This is a genomic window from Noviherbaspirillum soli, assembly GCF_015352955.1.
Taxonomy (GTDB): Bacteria; Pseudomonadota; Gammaproteobacteria; order Burkholderiales; family Burkholderiaceae_D; genus Noviherbaspirillum_A; species Noviherbaspirillum_A soli.
This window is the reverse complement of sequence record NZ_JACYOX010000027.1, coordinates 1-16,709: the sequence shown is the minus strand read 5'-3', so window position 1 is coordinate 16,709 and position 16,709 is coordinate 1. Positions and strand designations below refer to the sequence as shown.

Sequence of the window (16,709 nt, the reverse complement as noted above, 5' to 3'; positions counted from 1 at the left end):
GCGGGTGAGGAGTCAATAGCCCGGCTATTGACGACGATCCCAACGCAGCCAGACGGAAAAAGCCGCCGTTTCATGGCACGTCATGGGTTGGGCTTGGTATAAGATTGCGGCCGGCAGCGCGCCGGCCGCAATGCCCCCTACTCCGCAGCAGCCGCCACCAGCAATGCCAGCCCGGCGCCGACCCCGGCGGGAATGCCGTAACGTTCCGCCCTCGATGCCGGGTCGCCAGCGATCACGACGACCGGCACGGTCGTCAGTTCAAGCACCTTGTTGGTGACGGAGTCCTCGAAGGTCCGGATCAGCGAGCTCTTGCGCGCGGTGCCCATGACGATGTGATCGCAGCGCAGGTCCCGGGCGACCTCCGCAATCAGGCTTGCCCTTTCGCCGACCGCGTAATGCACCGTGTACGGCGCGCCGGCTTCGTCGAGCATCCGTCTGCTTGCCTGCAGCGCTTCCCTGGACGCTTCCTGGTGGGCGGCGTTGACGGCGGCCCTGCCGGCGAAGCGGGTGACATTCCTGGAGAACGGCGGCTGCACGTTCAGGAGATGGATGTTCATCCCCGGGTTGCATCTGAACTGGCGCAGCACATGCCGCACGGCATGCCGGGCATTGCTGGAGCCGTCAACTGGAATGAGTATCTTCAACATGGCGTTTCTCCTGTAGTTGCGCATCACCGCGCACGACGAGCACCGGCCTTTCCGCCGAGTGGACCACCTGCTGCGCCACCGAGCCGAGCAGCAGCGACGCGGTTGCCGAAAGGCCGCGCGCGCCGATGACGATGCCCCGGCTGCCGAGCGATCTGGCCGTGTCCACGATGCCTGCTGCGGGGTCGCCCATCAGCACATGAAGCCGCCACCCCGACTCGCGCTCGTCCAGCCTGGCGCAAGCTTCGGCGGCCGCTGCCCAGCCGCGTCTGGGCAGCTCGGTTTCAGCGGCTTCCCTGCTCAGCCAGGGCTGCACATTGACCAGATCGAGCACGCGTTTTCCGCTCTCCATGGAAAGCCGCATGGCCACGTCCAGGGCCTGCAGCGCGTGTTCCGATCCATCGAGTGCGACAAGCCAGTCGTCATCAGGCGTATCAGGACATGAAGTCGCTTGCGACTGGAATGTGACCGCGATGAGCCGTTCGTCAGCGTCGCGTTGCCTGTGGCACGGCTTGGGCGCGCTGTCGCGCCCTTCAGGTTCGGTGTGGTTGATGGATGCATTGGACATGGTGGATAGCCTCTCATCGGGAGGAGTCATGGACAATCTGTGGTGCCTTGCGCTGCGACAACCGCAGGCTCAGGATCACCGACATCGCGATGATGCCGCCGACAATGGCCAGTGACCATTGCACCGGCATGTGGAACCAGGGCATTGCCAGCATCTTGCCGCCGATGAATACCAGCACGATGGCCAGGCCATACTTCAGCAGGTGGAAGCGGTCCGCCATGTCGGCCAGCAGGAAGTACAGCGCGCGCAGGCCCATGATCGCGAAGATGTTGGACGTGAAGACGATGAAGGGATCGGTGGTGACGGCGAAGATCGCCGGAATGCTGTCCACCGCGAACACCAGGTCGCTGGCTTCGATCATCACCAGCACCAGGAACATCGGCGTGGCATACAGCAGGCCCTCCCGGCGCACGAAGAATGCCTGGCCGTGGAAGCCCGCCGTGATGCGCATGTGGCCGCGCAGCCAGCGCAGCAATGGATTGCGCTCGAGGTCGGGCTTCTTGTCGGCGAACACCAGCATCTTGATGCCGGTGACGACCAGGAAGGCGCCGAACACATAAAGCACCCAGGCGAACTCCCGCACTACCCAGACGCCTGCCAGGATCATGCCGGCGCGCATTGCGATCGCGCCCAGCACGCCATACAGCAGCACGCGGCGCTGCAGTTCGGGCGGCACCGCGAAGTAGGTGAAGATCATCACGAAGACGAACATGTTGTCCACCGACAGCGACTGCTCGATCAGGTAGCCGGTGACGAACTCCAGCGCCTTGCGGTTGGCGACTTCACGGCCGACGCTGCCGTCGAGATGCCACCACAGCAGCGCACCGAAGGACAGGGCAAGCGTCACCCAGGCGGCGACCCAGGCCGATGCTTCCCTGACCGACACGCGGTGCGCCTTCTTGCCACCCAGCACGAACAGGTCGAGCGCCAGCATGGCAAGCACGAAGGCGATGAAGGCGACCCACATTGACGGCGTCGCGAAACTATCGATGTCCTGCACGATTGCTCCTTGAGGCGGTGGGCCAGAGGGCGCCGGCGCATTGGCCGGCGTGCCGCCACTGACGGCGTGGCGGCGTGGCGGCGCCTGCCACCACTACCACGACGACGGTTGGTGATCTTCAGTGTCAGCCAAGCCGGCACATCGGACAAGTAGAATAAATTTTCAATACAGATCGGTTTTTTCGATGTCGGGCGCAGGCGGGAAATGCGCGCGGCGGCCGCCCGCGGCCATCGGGCAAGGGGAAGTTCAGGTAAGCTCGGCAGCCAGGCCCGCTCCCATTCAATCCCGTACTGTCACCCGGCACCGAAGCGCATGAAACGCATTCTTTATCCCGTCCTCTTCCTGCTTGCACTGATCCTCGCCGGCTGCGCCAGCCCGCCGCGCGCGCCGACGAACCGCATCACCGCCGCCGCCTTCCGCGATGAGCCGATGGCTTCGCCGGCCGCGCGGGAAGTCGGCATGTATGCGCTGATGCTGCTTCAGACCGGCTACCAGTTCGGCGGCAAGAATCCATCGGCCGGGCTGGACTGTTCGGGGCTGGTCACCCATGTGTACCGCGAGGCGGCTTCCCTGCCCCTGAAGGGCAATGCCGCTGCGCTGGCGCGCGAGGGCCGGCCGGTCGGGCCGGGGCAGCTGCGCACTGGCGACCTGGTGTTCTTCAACACGCTGGGCCATTCCTATTCCCATGTCGGGATCTACCTCGGCAACGGCGACTTCATCCATGCGCCCAGCGCGCGCGGCCGGGTGCGGGTGGAAAACCTCGCCACCCGCTACTGGTCCGAGCGTTTCGAAGCGGCCCGGACGCTGCTGGACTGACCCGCATCGGAATGGGTATTACAGCAGCTCGTTGATCGTGTAGAAGGCATGGTCCTTGAGCTTGTGCCACAGGCTGCGCCGGGTCCACTGCTCCAGGTCGACCTCCCTGGCGCCGGCTGCGTATTTTTCGAAGATCGCATCGAAGCGCTGCGCAATGGCTTCGTCCTTGATGCCCAGCATGATCTCGTCATTGGTCTCGAAGGAGCGGTCGTCGAAGTTGGATGAGCCGACCGCGCTCCATATGCCATCGACCGTCATGATCTTCTGGTGCAGCAGGGTATCCGGGTACTCGAACAGGCGCACGCCGCAGCGCATCAGCTTTTCGAAGTTGCGATGGCCGGCATGCTGCACCATGGGGTTGTCGCTGCCGCTGGTGGCGGGCATCAGCACCCGCACATCCACGCCGCGCGCCACCGCCTGGCCGAAGGCGTCGATCGCGTCCGGCTCGGGAATGAAGTACGGGTTCTGTATCCAGATGCGCTTCCTGGCCAGGCAGATCGCGGTGTGATGCAGGATCTTGACCGCCGGCGCCGAGTTCTCGGGCTTCAGGAAGGCGGCATGGATCAGCACGTCGCCCTCGGGCTTCAGTGCCGGAAACACATCCTCGCCGACGAACAGCTCGCCGGTCTCGCCGGTCCAGTTCTCGCTGAAGGCGCCCTGTATCGCATGCACGATGGGGCCGCGCAACTGCACGCTGACGTCGCTGTAGTGATGCGCATCCTCTGCATTGCCCAGCCATTCATCCTTGATGCAATGGCCGCCGACGAAGGCTTCGAGGCCGTCGATGATCACGATCTTGCGGTGGGTTCGGTCATTCAGCACGCCGATGTTGCGAAAGGAATTGTCATGGAAGAAGACGACCTTGCAGCCGGCCCCTTCCATCTGCCGGCGCGCCGCCTTGCCCATCTTGCCCGAGCCGTTCGCATCGAGCATCACGCGCACCTGCACGCCGGCGCGGGCCCGCTCCGACAGGGCGTCGGCTACCCGCTTTTCCAGCGCGCCCTCGCTCCACAGGAAGGTCTCGAAATGCACCGACTTGCGCGCAGCGCCGATGCGCGCGACCAGCACGTCGAAGAAGGCGCCGTTCTCATGCACCGTCACCGCATTGCCTGCCACAGCCGTGCCCAGCGTCAGGCCGGCCAGCGACGGGACCAGCTCGCCGATCGATGCCTGGCATTCGATGCGCAGCTTGGGATCGCGATGGCGCCGGTGCGACCAGATGATGGCAATCAGCAGCAGGATGATGGTCAGGCTGGCCAGGGCCAGATACAGCAGGGTGTGGCTGCCAGGGGAATCGTTCATCGGGCTTGGCGGTATGAGCGCTGGTTGGTGATAGTAGGAGGAAAGAAAGCCGGCATGGCCTGTACCGGATTGTCTATTGCAGGAAAAACAAGATGTTGAAAAGTCGCAATGTTTTGCATTCGAGATGCATGTTTCTGCAGGCGGGCCTGCCGGCGCCGAAGCGCCGTTTTGCCGGGGCGCGTCGAGAGAATGGGCCATCACCACGTCGACAAGGAGATCCGGCCATGAAAACCATCCATCCCTCGGGCATGCTCAAGGCTGCCCTGCTGGCCGACGCGGCCGCCAGCGGCGCGCTGGCGCTGCTGCAACTGCTGGCGAACCGCATGCTGACGCAATGGCTGGCGCTCGACAGCCGCCTGCTGCTTTACACCGGCATCTTCCTTCTGGGCTATGCCAATTTGCTTCTGGTGCTGGCCTATACCGACCGCGTCTGGCCGTGGCTGCTGCGGCTCATCATCGCCGGCAATGGCGCATGGGCGGCGGCCTGCCTGGCGCTGATGGCGCTGCCCGGCCAGGCGCCGACGTCTCTGGCGGCGGCCTATCTCGGCCTGCAGGCAGCCTGCGTGCTGGCTTTCGCCGCCTGGCAGCATGCGGGGCTGATGGCGTCATCCGGCATGCGGCGCGGGCCGGCCCGCACCAGCCCCTGAGACAGGCTCACGGGGCCAGTCTCCGGGCCGCATTACCTCATCCATCGCCAACCGAAAGGAACCGTCATGAACAACATTGCCTATGTCGCGCTTGCCTGCGGCATCATCATCGGCCTGGGCGCGGTGGGCGCCTGCATCGGCATCGCGCTGATGGGCGGCCGCTACCTGGAAGCCTCGGCGCGCCAGCCGGAGCTGATCAACACGCTGCAGGTGAAGATGTTCCTGCTGGCCGGGCTGATCGATGCGAACTTCCTGATCGGCGTCGGGGTGGCGATGCTGTTCGCCTTCGCCAATCCCTTCGCCGGCTGAGTTGGTTATGCTGCGGCTTCGGACCATGAGCGATATCACAGGGTTGCATCACTGACGGGGAGCATGGACATGGCGGGATGGCAGGCAACGCATATCGAGCAGGACACGGGGCTGCCCGCCGCCGAAAGCCTGTTCCGCGACTTCGCGCAGTCGCTGCGCTACTGGCGCGCCAGGCGCGGCTACAGCCAGCTGCGGCTGTCGGCCGAAAGCGGGATTTCGCAGCGCCATATCAGCTTCCTGGAGAGCGGCCGTTCCCAGCCAAGCCGCGAACTGATCGTCCGGCTCGGCAACGCGCTCGACATTCCGCTGCGCCAGCGCAATGCGATGCTGCTGGCGGCCGGCTTCGCCCCGGCCTACCGGGAACGCTCGCTGACGGACCCGGAGCTGGCCGCGGTCAGGCAGGCGCTGGACTTCATGCTGGCCCAGCAGGCGCCCTATCCGGCGCTGGTGGTGGACCGCCTGTGGAAGCTGGTGATGCTCAACCAGCCGGCGCGGCGGCTGATGGGCTGGCTGCTGGGCCTGGCGCCGGGCCAGCCGCTGCCGGCCGAGGGCGTCAATGTGGTCAGGCTGATGCTGGACCCGCACGGCATCCGGCCCTGCCTGCAGAACTGGCAGGAAGTCTGCGCCGACCTGCTGCACTGGGTGCAGCGCGAAGCCATGGCCGACGGCCCCGGCAGCGAGGCGACCCGGCTGCTCGAATCGCTCTTGACCCTGCCCGGCGTGCGCGAGGCGGCGCGCGCCGTCAATCCCGACAGCCACACCCTGCCCTTCATGACCGTCGCGCTGCGCAAGGGCGATACCGAGCTGCGCCTGTTCACCACCATCGCGACCATGGGCACGCCGCGCGACGTCACGGTGCATGAACTGCGCATCGAATCCTTCTTCCCGGCCGATGCCGCTACCGCCGCCTGGTTCCAGGCCCATGCCCAAGCGGACGGCGCAAGCGCCTGACGCGCGCCATGGCGGGCGCTACCATTGCGCGTTTCCCGATGAGACAATCGGCCTGGACTTTTCAGGAGAACAGGCATGAAGACCATCCGACTGATCATGGCCGGCTTGGCCAGCGCCGCGCTGCTGTGCAGCGCCGGCCATGCAGGCGCGCAGCAGTGGCCGGCAAGGCCGCTGCGGGTGATCGTCGCCTTCGGGCCCGGCTCGACGCCGGACATCGTGGCCCGCATCGTGTCGGACCGGCTCTCGCACAGCCTGGGCAAGCCGGTGGTGGTGGAAAACAAGCCGGGCGCGGCCGGCAATATCGGCACCGACGCGGTGGCCAAGGCGGCGCCGGACGGCTATACGCTGGGCGTCACCATTTCCGGTCCGCTGGCGGCCAACACGGTGCTGTTCGGGAAGCTGCCCTACAATCCGCAGACCGACATCGCGCCGATCAGCATCGCCGCCACCCAGCCCAGCGTGCTGGTGGTGTCGCGCGATACCGGCGCGGCCGACATGCCGTCGCTGCTGGCGCGGCTGCGCGGCAATCCGGGCAAGTTCAATTACGCGTCCATGGGCACCGGCAGCATCTCGCACCTGGCCATGGCTGCGCTGGCGGCGCGCAGCGGCACCGAGATCGTGCATGTGCCCTATCCCGGCTCGGGCCAGGCGGTGGCTTCCATCCTGGCCGGCGATACCCAGATGGCGGTGCTGCCGGCGGCGGCCGTCATGCCGCATGTGCGGGCCGGCAGGCTCGATGCGCTGGCGGTCGCCACCGCCAGGCGTTCCGCGGTGCTGCCCGAACTGCCGACGCTGGGCGAGGCCGGCCTGCCGGATATCCAGGGCGACGCCTGGATGGGCTTCATCGCACCGGCCGGCACGCCGTCGGCCATCATCGACCGCCTGCAGAAGGAGATCGCGCGCATCCTCCACGAGGACGAGGTGAAGGGCAGGCTGCAGGCCCAGCTGATGGAGCCTGTGGGCGGCACGCCGGCCCAGTTCCGCGCCACGCTGAAGTCCGACCTGGCGCGCTGGCAGCCGGTGATCCAGAAGAACCAGATCAGGCTGGATTAGCAAAGCCTGTTCGGCCGGCCCAGCCTGAATGATGCGAGCGCCGTGCCGCACTGCATCCCGCCTCCTTGCCATGCGCCTGTCGACGCAAGTGGCGTAGGTGCAATCCCCCGAAGGGGCATTGCACCATGCCGGCTGATGCCAGCCAGGCCAGACACTTCCTAGCGGTTGAACGCCGCCTGCAGATCCGCCTGGCTGCTGACGCCGCTTTGCAGCAGCAGCATCAGCAGGATGCGCGCCTTGGCCGGCTTCAGGTCGTCGGCCATCACGGCGCCGGCGTCGGCGGTGGTCTTGCCGCCGCCGACGAAGCCGTAGTTGGGCAGCACGCGGCCATTGTGCACGCGGGTCGACACCACCACCGGCACGTTCTTCGACAGCGCGTATTTCACCGCCTCGAACATCGGCATGTTCATGTTGCCCATGCCCAGCGCCTGCACCACGATGCCGCGCACGCCGCGGTCCACTGCCTGGCGCAGCGCCATGCCGTCGGCGCCGCCATACATCGCCACGATCTCCACCTCGGGCATCTTGTCCGTGCGGATGGCAATGTTCTGCCGGCGCACCGGCGCGTTGGCATACATCACCCGGTCGGGATAGACCTCGCCCAGGAAGCCGAAGTCGCCGGAGTTGAAGGTTTCCACATTCGAGGTATGGGTTTTGGTGACGTAGCGGGCCGAGTTGATCTGGTTGTTCATGGCCAGCATCACGCCCTTCTGCTGCGACTGCTGGTCGACCGCGATGCGCACCGCGTTGAGCAGGTTGCGCGGGCCGTCGAAGTCGGACGACGAGGCATTGCGCTGGGCGCCGATCAGCACCACCGGCTTGGCCGATTTCACGGTCAGGTCGAGCCAGAACGCGGTTTCCTCCAGCGTGTCGGTGCCATGCGAGACGATCACGCCGGCCACCTCGGGCTTGTCGAGCGCGGCCTGCACGGCGCGCGTCAGTTCGATCCAGCGCGCCGGGTCCATGTAGTCGGAAGGCACGTTGGACAGGTTGTTGACCTGGATGGACGCGTACTTGGCGACGTCGGGCACGGTGGCCAGCAGGTCGTCGCCGGAAATGGCCGGCACCGGCGCATTCTTGACCGGATCGATCTTCATCGCGATGGTGCCGCCGGTGGCGATGAACTGCACCTGCGGCAGGTTTTGCGCGCCCGCGGCGGAAGCGGCGGCCAGCAGGCTGATGCCGAATAACGCTTTTTTGAATCTCACTGTTTGCCTCTTTTTATCGTCATTATGGATACCAACCCAACCCATGACGCGCCATGAAGCCGTGTCCTTTTCCGCCTGGCTGCGTCGGGATCGTCGTCAATAGCTGGCTGTTGGCTCCTCACCCGTCTTGCCGGACGAAAAAAACCATCGGTTTCATCAGGCATGTCATGGGTTGGGACTGGTATAAGAAAGCCGCCTCGCGGCGGCGGCATCATTGTAGTGCCGTGGCGGCAATGGTTGTAGCCAGTTTCGCTTCCCGTTTTGCAAGGCGCATGCCGGCGGTTTTGGCGTCAGTTCCTATAATGTGGTCCGGAATCGTCAAGAGAGGGTCAGCCAGTGCAGGGAATCAAACGCAAGGTGGTGTACGTGGGGGTGTTCGAGGCGATTGCGATCGTGGTGTGCAGCCTGGGCTTTGCAGCGCTGTCGGACCGTGGCCTGGGCCATGCGGGCGTGTTGTCGGTGGCGACGTCGGTAGTGGCGGTGCTGTGGAATTTCTTCTTTACGATGATGTTCGAGGCCTGGGAAGCGCGCCAGCAGGTGCGCGGCCGCAGCGTGGCGCGCCGGATGGCGCATGCGGCGATCTTCGAGGCGGGGCTGGTGCTGCTGCTGGTGCCGCTGATTGCCTGGTGGCTGGAAGTGAGCCTGCTGCGCGCGCTGGTGATGGATCTCGGGCTGGCCGCATTCTTCCTTGCCTACACCTTTGTCTTCAACTGGTGCTTCGACCGCATCTTCGGCCTGCCGGCCTCGGCCGGCCCGGCGCCGTCGCGGCCCTGAGGCCGGGCCGCGACGCCTGCTTAGCTCTTGGCCTGCAGGCCCAGGCTGTGGATGGTTTCCCGCTCCGCCTCAAAGGTCTCGCGCGCAAATTTCGTATAGGCGGCGCTGTCGAGATAGATCACCGACTGGTCATACTTTTCCAGCACCGACAGCAGGGCCGGATCTTCCAGCGATTTCTTGAAGGCGTCATGCAGCTTCTTGACGATGGCCGGGTCCATGCCGGCCGGGCCGGCCACGCCGAACGGCGAATCCGACACGGTCTGGTAGCCCAGTTCGAGCAGGGTCGGCACATCCGGCCAGCGCTTGGCGCGCTTGCTGCCATACACCGCCAGCAGGCGGCAGCGGCCGGCATCGACGAACGGGCCCCAGCCGGTGGCGTCGCTGTGGGCCATCACATGGTTGCCCAGCAGCGCCTGCATGCCATCGGCGTTGCCCTTGTAGGGAATGTGCTGCAGCTTGATGCCGGCGCGCTTGGCGAACTGTTCCATCACCAGGTGCGGCGTGGTGCCGGTGCCGGTCGAGCCATAGGTGAAGGTGTCGGGATTGGCCTTGGCATACTCGACCAGGTCCTTCATCGACTTGATCGGCGAATCGGCGCGCACCACCAGGCCGAAGGTATAGCCGGTCAGGCAGGCGATATAGCTCAGGTCCTTCAGCGGGTCGAACTGCACTTTCTGCATGTGCGGCACGCGGAACACGCCCAGCGGCGTCTGGGTGATGGTGTAGCCGTCCGGCTTGGCCTTGACCATCTCCACCGCGCCGAGGATGCCGCCGGCGCCCGGCCGGTTTTCCACGATCATCTGCGTACCCAGCGCCTTGCCCGCGCTTTCGGCAAAGGCGCGCATCACGACGTCGGTGGAGCCGCCAGCCGGCCACGGGCAGAGCAGCCGGATCGGGCGGGACGGATAGGCCTGCGCCTGGGCCAGGCCGGGCGCCGCAATGGCGGCGCCGGCGGCGGCCGTGGCCTTCAGAAAGTCGCGTCGGGTGAAATGGAATCTGCTGTTGGTCATGCGGGTCTCCGGTCGGGTCGGTGGCTGCCATTCAGACACAATGAAAGCGCTTGAATATTCTGCTATGCAAGACTGCATCCGATGGCGGTAAGGTTCTCGACACGATACGCTTGAAAAGGAAGCAAAGCGATCGCGCCATATTGTTCTGCATTGCAGTACTTGATTCTGCAATGGAGGGCTAGTGTATCGGGTCATGCCCATGCTGTAAATGTGCGGGCGACTCTGCCGCCGCGATTCTTCGGGTTGCAAAAAAGTACGGTGAGCACCGGTGCCCAGCCTGGCCGTTGGCCAGGCGCCATCCGGCCGCGGCTCATGACTTTCGCCATGCATTGCTGGAAGTGCATGGATGACCGAAGATGCCGCCTTTGGTGGCATTGAAAGCGCCTGCTGCGCGACCTTGGAGCAGTCCGCTGTCCGTTTTGCATCTTGCCGCAAGTTCTGCCGGGGAGGTTTGTTCATGTCGATCAGGTCCGCCGTCGAAGACGACGCATTCGCCATTGCCCGCATCCAGATACTGGCCTGGCGGCAGGCTTACGCCGGCCTGATGCCGCAGGATTTCCTGGACCGCATGGACAGCGTGCGCCGGGTCACCAGCTGGCGGCGCGCCTTGTCTGCGCCGGCGGCAATGGCGACCGATGTGGTGCTCGGCCCAGGCGGGGACATCATTGGCTTTTTCGTCTATGGTGCGTCGCGCGACGCCGACGCCGCCGTCGGCACCGGCGAGCTGGTGGCCATCAACCTGCTGCCCGCGCATTGGCGGCGCGGCCTGGGACGCAGCATGATGGCGCGGCTGCTGGCTGCCGCCGCTGAACGGCGCTGGCAGGCGCTGACATTGTGGGTGCTGGAGACCAACCTGCAGGCCAGGCGATTCTACGAGGCGCATGGCTTCGAGGCCGATGGCGCCAGCCAGGTTGATCTGAAACTGACCGGCGCGCCGCTGCACCTGCTGCGCTACCGGCGTCTGCTTTCGATGCCGCCGCACGGCAGGCCGGGCTGACGCCGCATCCCGACCGGTGCGACTCGTGCCGCGCGGCGTCAGACCGGCTTGCGGCCCACCAGGTAGCGCACGCCTTCCGGGCCGTAGCTCTCGGAGTGCGGCGCATTCGGCGGCAGGTGGAACAGGTCGCCGCGCCGGCAAACCTGTTCCTGGCCGTCCTGCACCAGGCGCAGTTCGCCAGCCAGGATCAGCGCCTTGGCTTCGAACGGATGCCGGTGCAGGTCCAGCGTGCCGTTCGGCTCGCGCTCCACGGTCACGAGCTGCTCGAAACCTTCCTGTCGCAGCAGCTCGACGAATTGATCTTGCTCCATGTTGTCTCCCGCTGGTTGTTTTGTGCAGGCTCAAACGGTGCTGCTGCCCGGTTCGCCGAAACTGACATGGGTCTGCCCCATGCGCGGATGGCCCAGGGTTTCCCCCAGCCGCACCGGCCGCGCCGCTTCCCATTCCTGCTGGAAGCCCAGCGTGTTTTCCGGAAACAGCAGCACCACCGTGGAGCCCAGCAGGAAGCGGCCCATTTCCTCGCCCTTCTTCAGGCTGACCTCGCCCGGCGCATAAGTCCATTCCCGTACCTGCTTCGTGCGCGGCGGATTGACCACGCCATGCCACACCGTGGCCATGCTGCCGACGATGGTGGCGCCGACCAGCGTCAGCACGAAGGGACCGTTGTCGGAGTCGAACACGCAGACCACCCGCTCGTTGCGGGCAAACAGTCCCGGCACGCCGCGCGCCGTGGTCGGATTGACCGAGAACAGCGTGCCGGGAATATAGATCATCCGGATCAGCCGGCCGTCGCACGGCATGTGGATGCGATGGTAGTCGCGCGGGCTCAGGTAGATCGTGGCGAAGCTGCCGTTGCGGAACTGCGCCGCCAGTTTTGCATCGCCGCCCACAAGCGCGGTGGTCGAATAGTAATGGCCCTTGGCCTGGAAGATCTGGTCCTGTTCGATCGGGCCGAACTGGCTGAGCGCGCCGTCAACCGGGCAGATATAAGCTGCCTCCGACAGCGGCCGGACGCCGGCGCGCAGCGCGCGGGTGAAGAAGGCGTTGAAGCTGTCGTAGCTGGCGATATCGGGATTGGCCGCCTCGCTCATGTCGACCCTGTACTTCCGCACGAAGCGGCGGATGATGGCCGTGGTGATGCCGCCCCACCGGCCATTGGCCACCAGGCCGGCGAATACCGTCATTGCATGTTTGGGGAAAAGGTACTGCGGCAAGACAGCGGTGCGATCGGACACGGCGGAACCTGTGGCAAAAAGGAATAGAGATTATAGCGGTGCCCGGGCGCCGGCCACTGCGGCCGGCCGCGGGCATGCAGAAGACAGACAGCAAAGACAGCCGATTGCCTGGTGTCAAATTCTGTATTTTTTACAGGCAAATGGGCTGTAACCGGACATCCAGGCTTGACTGTCCCTGCTGTTTGGGCGACATTTCCCGCTTCGCGAAGGAGGATGGCATGGCGGTGGTATCGATATCGGAAGCGTCCCGGCTGGTTGGCAAGACCCGCCAGACACTTTACAACGACCGCGACAGCGGAAAGTTGTCGTGGACCACACTCGAGACAGGCAAGCCGGGCATCGATACAGCCGAGTTGCAGCGGGTGTATGGCCAGCTGAAACTCAATCCGGTCGGCCAGGCAGTGAAGAATGTCAATTTCGACACACAGGACGGCGGTGCCGACAGCGCTGTCGACCCGACTGTCCACGCGGTGCTGGAAACCGAACTCAAGGGTGCGCAGCAGCGCATCGAACTGCTGGAGCGCATGCTGTCGCTGGAAGCGGCGGCGCGGCGCCAGCAACTGGAATCCCAGCGGGCGGAACTGATGGCCAAGGACCAGATCATCGGCGTGCTGCAGAACCAGATGAAGCTTCTGGAATATATCGCGCCTGTCAAACCCGCCAGCCATGACCAGGCACGTACAGTCGACATGCAGACAGGCCAGACAGGCGATGCACGGGCGCCGGCATCCGCCCGGCAGGCGTCCAATGGACGCAGCTGGCTGTCCAGGTTCTGGCGACGGGCCGCCTGAGGCGCCTGTTGTCGGCCTGGCACCGGTGCGGCCGGGGTTTGTGAAGCCGCAAACGGCCTGATCGCCTGCCGCCCAAGTTCGATTGACGGTTGCCGGTACGCGCGGCTAATCTGGATCGCCAGCCATCTGATCCGGTATCCGAAAATAATGGTTTCCCTGTTACGCCGTGCCGCTTCCGCCGCATCCGCCCTGCTGCTTGCCGCCTGCGCCGGCCTCGGCGGCCCCGCCCTTGCGCCGGGCGCGCCTGAAGCCGAGGTGCTGGCCCGCCTTGGCCAGCCCACCCACGTCTACCAGGACGGCGACGCCCGCCTGCTGGAGTACATGCGCGGCCCGATGGGCCAGACCACCGACATGGCGCGCATCGGCCCGGACGGCCGGCTGCAGTCCCTGACCCAGGTGCTGACCACGGAAAGCTTCGCCCGCATCGTTCCCGGCGTGACCCGGCAGGAACAGGTGCTGCGCATCGTGGGCGCGCCCAGCGAAGTCAGGGTCTACCGCCATCCCGGCATGCGGGCCTGGAATTATCCCTACAGGGAAAGCAATGTCTGGGATTCGATGATGACGATCTACATCGACGACACCGGACTGGTGCGGCGCCTGGAAAACGGCCCCGACCCGCGGCGCATGCCTTCGCACTGGGGCAAGGGCTAGGAGCCTATTCCGCCAGCGCCGCCGCCACCGCCTGCTGCAGGGCCGGCAGCACATCCTCCCCGAACCACGGATGCCGGCTGAACCAGGGCTGGTTGCGCGGCGATGGATGCGGCAGTGGCAGCACGGACGGCGCGTAGTCGCGCCAGGCCATCACGGTCTCGGTCAGCGTGGCCCGGGCGCGCTCCCCGAGGAAATGCCGCTGCGCATACTGTCCCACCAGCAGGGTCAGGCGGATGTCCGGCAACTGCGCCAGCAGCCTATCCAGCCAGAGGTCGGCGCATTCGCGGCGCGGCGGCAGGTCGCCGCCCTTGCCCCGGCCCGGATAGCAATAGGCCATCGGAATGATGGCGACGCGCTCCGGGTCGTAGAACACCGGTGGCGCAATGCCCATCCACTCCCGCAGCCGCCTGCCGCTGGCGTCATCCCACGGTATGCCGCTCTTGTGCACCTTCAGGCCAGGCGCCTGACCGACGATCAGGATCCGCGCGCTGGCGCCGAGCTGCACGACCGGCCGCGGCCCCAGCGGCAGATGCGCGGCGCAGGCGGTGCAGGCCCGCACTTCGCGCAGCAGGCTGTCGAGTGCGCCGGCACTGCGGCTGCTGACCCTTGCAGGCATGTCGCCCGTGCCTTGTGTCGCCGCAGCGTCGCCGCCCGTCGCGCCAAGCCTGTCGGGCAAGGCCATGCGCTGAACTTTGCATCCTGGCATCAGTCCATCCGCCGGGCAATTGTTTCCGAAAGGCGATATTTGCTTCTGTCAAACAACAAAACGGAGTCCTCCTTGAAAATCATCCTGCCATTGCTGCTTGCCGGCGCATCCATTGTCCTGACCGCCTGCGGCGGCGGCGCCGACGAAGCAACCGGCGCGCGTCTGCTCTCTTCCTCAGTTGCGGTCGGCGACGCCAACCTGCCGACACAACTGCTGGCCCGCAAGCGCGTTTCCACCAATACCAATACTGGCTCCACGACCACGACGACGACCACGACCACCACGTCGGGCGGCGCCCTCGACGCCCGTCTGACCTGCAACCTGCCCAATTTCCAGCAGGAGATACTGGACCGGGTCAACCAGGCGCGCGCCGCCGGCCGCAGCTGCGGCACGGCCTATTACGGCCCGGCGCCGGCGCTGGCCTGGAATACCAACCTGTTCAACGCCGCCAGCGCCCATTCCACCGATATGGCGGCCAACCACTATTTTTCCCATACCAGCCTCGACGGACGTAATGCCGGCCAGCGCATCACCGGCGCCGGCTATGCCTGGAGCGCCTACGGCGAAAACATCGCCGCCGGGCAGACCAGCGTGCAGTCCGTGGTGGACGGCTGGCTGGGCAGCCCCGGCCATTGCGCCAATATCATGAACCCCAGCTATGCCGACATCGGCACCGCCTGCGTCGCCAGCAGCACGTCGAGCTATCCCACCTACTGGACCATGGATCTGGCGCGGCCCTACTAGTTTCCCTGCCATTCCCATCCAGGCCGGAATATTTTCCCGCCACGCTAAAGACGAGTTTTTTTCCTGTCGTTAACAAAGGACCGCTCAACCGGGCGGTCGGGCGACATGCCTGAAGGAGACGCCGGCGGCCAGCCGCCGGCACGACAACAAAATCAAATCGTCGAGCGTGGACTATGTTTCTGGCTAATTTCAAGGTAAGCACCCGCCTGGCAGCGGGATTTGGCATCGTCATCCTGCTGCTGGTGGGCATCATGGCACTGGGCATCAACCGCCTTTCCGTGGTCAACGAGGCGTCGGACGTGATCCGCAAGCAGCGCTATCCGGTGATCCGCATGGCCTTCACGGTCAACAGCGACATCAACGCCATCGCCATTTCGATGCGCAATGCGGTGCTGTCGGAGAATGACGAGGTGGTCAAGCGCGAACTCGACAACATCAGGGCCGGATCTGCCCGCGTCACCGAAAACCTGGAGTGGATAGGCAAGACCCTGACCACCGAACAAGGCAAGGCGCTCTACAAGAGCATCGTCGACGCCCGCGCACCCTACCAGAAGCACCAGGTGGAATTCCTGGCGATGCTGGCCGAAGGCCGCGGCGCGATGGCAACCAACCTGCTGATGCAGACCATGCCTAAAGAGCAGGCGGCCTATATGGCGTCGGTGCAGAGCCTGGTGACGCTGGGCGACAAGCTGCTGGAGAAGGCGGGCGAGGACTCGGCGGCAGCCTATGAAAGCGGCCGCGCGCTGATGCTGGGCCTGGCGGCGGCGGCCATCGCGTTTGCCGCCGGCTTCGCCTGGTGGCTGGCGCGCAGCATCACCGCGCCGCTGGCGCAGGCGGTCGAGATCGCCCGCACGATTGCCAACGGCGACCTGTCGCGCCGCATCGAGGTGCATAGCAAGGACGAGACCGGCCAGCTGATGCAGGCGCTGCGGGAGATGTCGGCCAGCCTGGCCGGCATCGTTGCCAATGTGCGCCGCGGCGCCGACAGCATGACCACCGGCGCGCGCGAAATCGCATCGGGCAACATGGACCTGTCCTCGCGCACCGAGCAGCAGGCTTCCTCGCTGGAGGAAACCGCCTCGTCGATGGAGGAGCTGACCTCCACCGTGAAGCAGAATGCCGACAATGCCCGCCAGGCCAACCAGCTGGCGCTCACCGCGTCCGGCGTGGCCACCCAGGGCGGCGAGGTGGTGGCCCAGGTGGTCGACACCATGGCCGCCATCGACAGCTCGTCGAAGAAGATCGTCGACATCATCGGCGTGATCGACGGCATCGCCTTCCAGACCAACATCCTGGCGCTCAA

20 protein-coding genes are annotated in these 16,709 nt (G+C 65.6%); 11 read left to right on the top strand and 9 right to left on the bottom strand.

Annotation, left to right across the window (positions count from 1 at the left end):
* Window positions 1-137 precede the first annotated feature (137 nt).
* From IGW04_RS17680 to IGW04_RS17670, 3 genes are read right to left on the bottom strand one after another with little or no spacing between them, the layout of a single operon-like run.
* Window positions 138-647: a universal stress protein gene (locus tag IGW04_RS17680; protein WP_194714407.1), complete on the bottom strand. Its 510-nt coding sequence runs from the start codon at window positions 645-647 to the stop codon at window positions 138-140.
* Entirely contained in the window at window positions 622-1,212 is a 591-nt protein-coding gene (locus IGW04_RS17675) for a universal stress protein (protein WP_194714406.1), read from the bottom strand. The genes IGW04_RS17680 and IGW04_RS17675 overlap by 26 nt, the downstream gene beginning before the upstream one ends.
* A gap of 13 nt (window positions 1,213-1,225) precedes the next feature.
* Window positions 1,226-2,179, bottom strand: a complete 954-nt coding sequence (locus IGW04_RS17670) for a TerC family protein (protein ID WP_194714468.1) — start codon at window positions 2,177-2,179, stop codon at window positions 1,226-1,228.
* Window positions 2,180-2,524: 345 nt separating this feature from the next.
* Between IGW04_RS17670 and IGW04_RS17665 the strand changes: the two genes are divergently transcribed.
* A complete protein-coding gene (locus tag IGW04_RS17665) occupies window positions 2,525-3,028 on the top strand; it encodes a C40 family peptidase (protein ID WP_194714405.1) in 504 nt (167 codons plus the stop codon).
* A gap of 18 nt (window positions 3,029-3,046) precedes the next feature.
* Here IGW04_RS17665 and IGW04_RS17660 read toward each other — a convergent pair whose 3' ends face one another.
* On the bottom strand, window positions 3,047-4,330 hold the full coding sequence (locus IGW04_RS17660) for a phospholipase D-like domain-containing protein (RefSeq protein WP_194714404.1): 1,284 nt from the start codon (window positions 4,328-4,330) through the stop codon (window positions 3,047-3,049).
* Window positions 4,331-4,554: 224 nt separating this feature from the next.
* Here IGW04_RS17660 and IGW04_RS17655 point away from each other — a divergent pair, with 224 nt between their 5' ends.
* The 4 genes from IGW04_RS17655 (at window position 4,555) to IGW04_RS17640 (ending at window position 7,290) form a co-directional block, all read left to right on the top strand.
* On the top strand, window positions 4,555-4,977 hold the full coding sequence (locus IGW04_RS17655; protein ID WP_194714403.1) for a hypothetical protein: 423 nt from the start codon (window positions 4,555-4,557) through the stop codon (window positions 4,975-4,977).
* Window positions 4,978-5,043: 66 nt separating this feature from the next.
* Window positions 5,044-5,286: a F0F1 ATP synthase subunit C gene (atpE, locus tag IGW04_RS17650; protein WP_194714402.1), complete on the top strand. Its 243-nt coding sequence runs from the start codon at window positions 5,044-5,046 to the stop codon at window positions 5,284-5,286.
* A gap of 69 nt (window positions 5,287-5,355) precedes the next feature.
* Window positions 5,356-6,237 carry a helix-turn-helix domain-containing protein gene (locus IGW04_RS17645; RefSeq protein ID WP_194714401.1) on the top strand — a complete coding sequence of 294 codons (882 nt, stop codon included), beginning with the start codon at window positions 5,356-5,358 and terminating at the stop codon, window positions 6,235-6,237.
* A gap of 75 nt (window positions 6,238-6,312) precedes the next feature.
* Window positions 6,313-7,290 (top strand): Bug family tripartite tricarboxylate transporter substrate binding protein, encoded by a 978-nt coding sequence (locus IGW04_RS17640; protein WP_194714400.1) that lies wholly within the window; start codon window positions 6,313-6,315, stop codon window positions 7,288-7,290.
* 158 nt (window positions 7,291-7,448) lie between these two features.
* On the opposite strand, the gene IGW04_RS17635 is transcribed toward IGW04_RS17640, so the two are convergent.
* Window positions 7,449-8,498, bottom strand: coding sequence for an asparaginase (locus tag IGW04_RS17635; protein ID WP_323744876.1), 1,050 nt, complete (start codon window positions 8,496-8,498; stop codon window positions 7,449-7,451).
* Between the two features lie 336 nt (window positions 8,499-8,834).
* Here IGW04_RS17635 and IGW04_RS17630 point away from each other — a divergent pair, with 336 nt between their 5' ends.
* Complete coding sequence (locus IGW04_RS17630; RefSeq protein ID WP_194714398.1) at window positions 8,835-9,272, top strand: PACE efflux transporter; 438 nt, start codon at window positions 8,835-8,837, stop codon at window positions 9,270-9,272.
* A gap of 20 nt (window positions 9,273-9,292) precedes the next feature.
* On the opposite strand, the gene IGW04_RS17625 is transcribed toward IGW04_RS17630, so the two are convergent.
* Window positions 9,293-10,282, bottom strand: coding sequence for a tripartite tricarboxylate transporter substrate binding protein (locus IGW04_RS17625; RefSeq protein ID WP_194714397.1), 990 nt, complete (start codon window positions 10,280-10,282; stop codon window positions 9,293-9,295).
* 457 nt (window positions 10,283-10,739) lie between these two features.
* Between IGW04_RS17625 and IGW04_RS17620 the strand changes: the two genes are divergently transcribed.
* On the top strand, window positions 10,740-11,279 hold the full coding sequence (locus IGW04_RS17620; RefSeq protein WP_194714396.1) for a GNAT family N-acetyltransferase: 540 nt from the start codon (window positions 10,740-10,742) through the stop codon (window positions 11,277-11,279).
* Window positions 11,280-11,317: 38 nt separating this feature from the next.
* Here IGW04_RS17620 and IGW04_RS17615 read toward each other — a convergent pair whose 3' ends face one another.
* Together IGW04_RS17615 and asd are read right to left on the bottom strand one after the other, a co-directional pair.
* On the bottom strand, window positions 11,318-11,590 hold the full coding sequence (locus IGW04_RS17615; protein WP_194714395.1) for a cupin domain-containing protein: 273 nt from the start codon (window positions 11,588-11,590) through the stop codon (window positions 11,318-11,320).
* A gap of 30 nt (window positions 11,591-11,620) precedes the next feature.
* Window positions 11,621-12,514, bottom strand: coding sequence for an archaetidylserine decarboxylase (gene asd, locus IGW04_RS17610; protein ID WP_194714394.1), 894 nt, complete (start codon window positions 12,512-12,514; stop codon window positions 11,621-11,623).
* 218 nt (window positions 12,515-12,732) lie between these two features.
* On the opposite strand from asd, the gene IGW04_RS17605 reads away from it, so the two are divergent.
* Both IGW04_RS17605 and IGW04_RS17600 read left to right on the top strand, forming a co-directional pair.
* A complete protein-coding gene (locus IGW04_RS17605) occupies window positions 12,733-13,305 on the top strand; it encodes a hypothetical protein (protein WP_194714393.1) in 573 nt (190 codons plus the stop codon).
* Window positions 13,306-13,452: 147 nt separating this feature from the next.
* Entirely contained in the window at window positions 13,453-13,956 is a 504-nt protein-coding gene (locus IGW04_RS17600) for a hypothetical protein (RefSeq protein WP_194714392.1), read from the top strand.
* 4 nt (window positions 13,957-13,960) lie between these two features.
* Here IGW04_RS17600 and IGW04_RS17595 read toward each other — a convergent pair whose 3' ends face one another.
* Window positions 13,961-14,572, bottom strand: coding sequence for a uracil-DNA glycosylase family protein (locus IGW04_RS17595; RefSeq protein WP_194714391.1), 612 nt, complete (start codon window positions 14,570-14,572; stop codon window positions 13,961-13,963).
* 162 nt (window positions 14,573-14,734) lie between these two features.
* On the opposite strand from IGW04_RS17595, the gene IGW04_RS17590 reads away from it, so the two are divergent.
* Both IGW04_RS17590 and IGW04_RS26150 read left to right on the top strand, forming a co-directional pair.
* Window positions 14,735-15,406: a CAP domain-containing protein gene (locus IGW04_RS17590; protein ID WP_228527174.1), complete on the top strand. Its 672-nt coding sequence runs from the start codon at window positions 14,735-14,737 to the stop codon at window positions 15,404-15,406.
* Between the two features lie 173 nt (window positions 15,407-15,579).
* Window positions 15,580-16,709 (top strand): MCP four helix bundle domain-containing protein (locus IGW04_RS26150; RefSeq protein WP_323744875.1); only part of this gene is annotated, 1,130 nt, incomplete at its 3' end.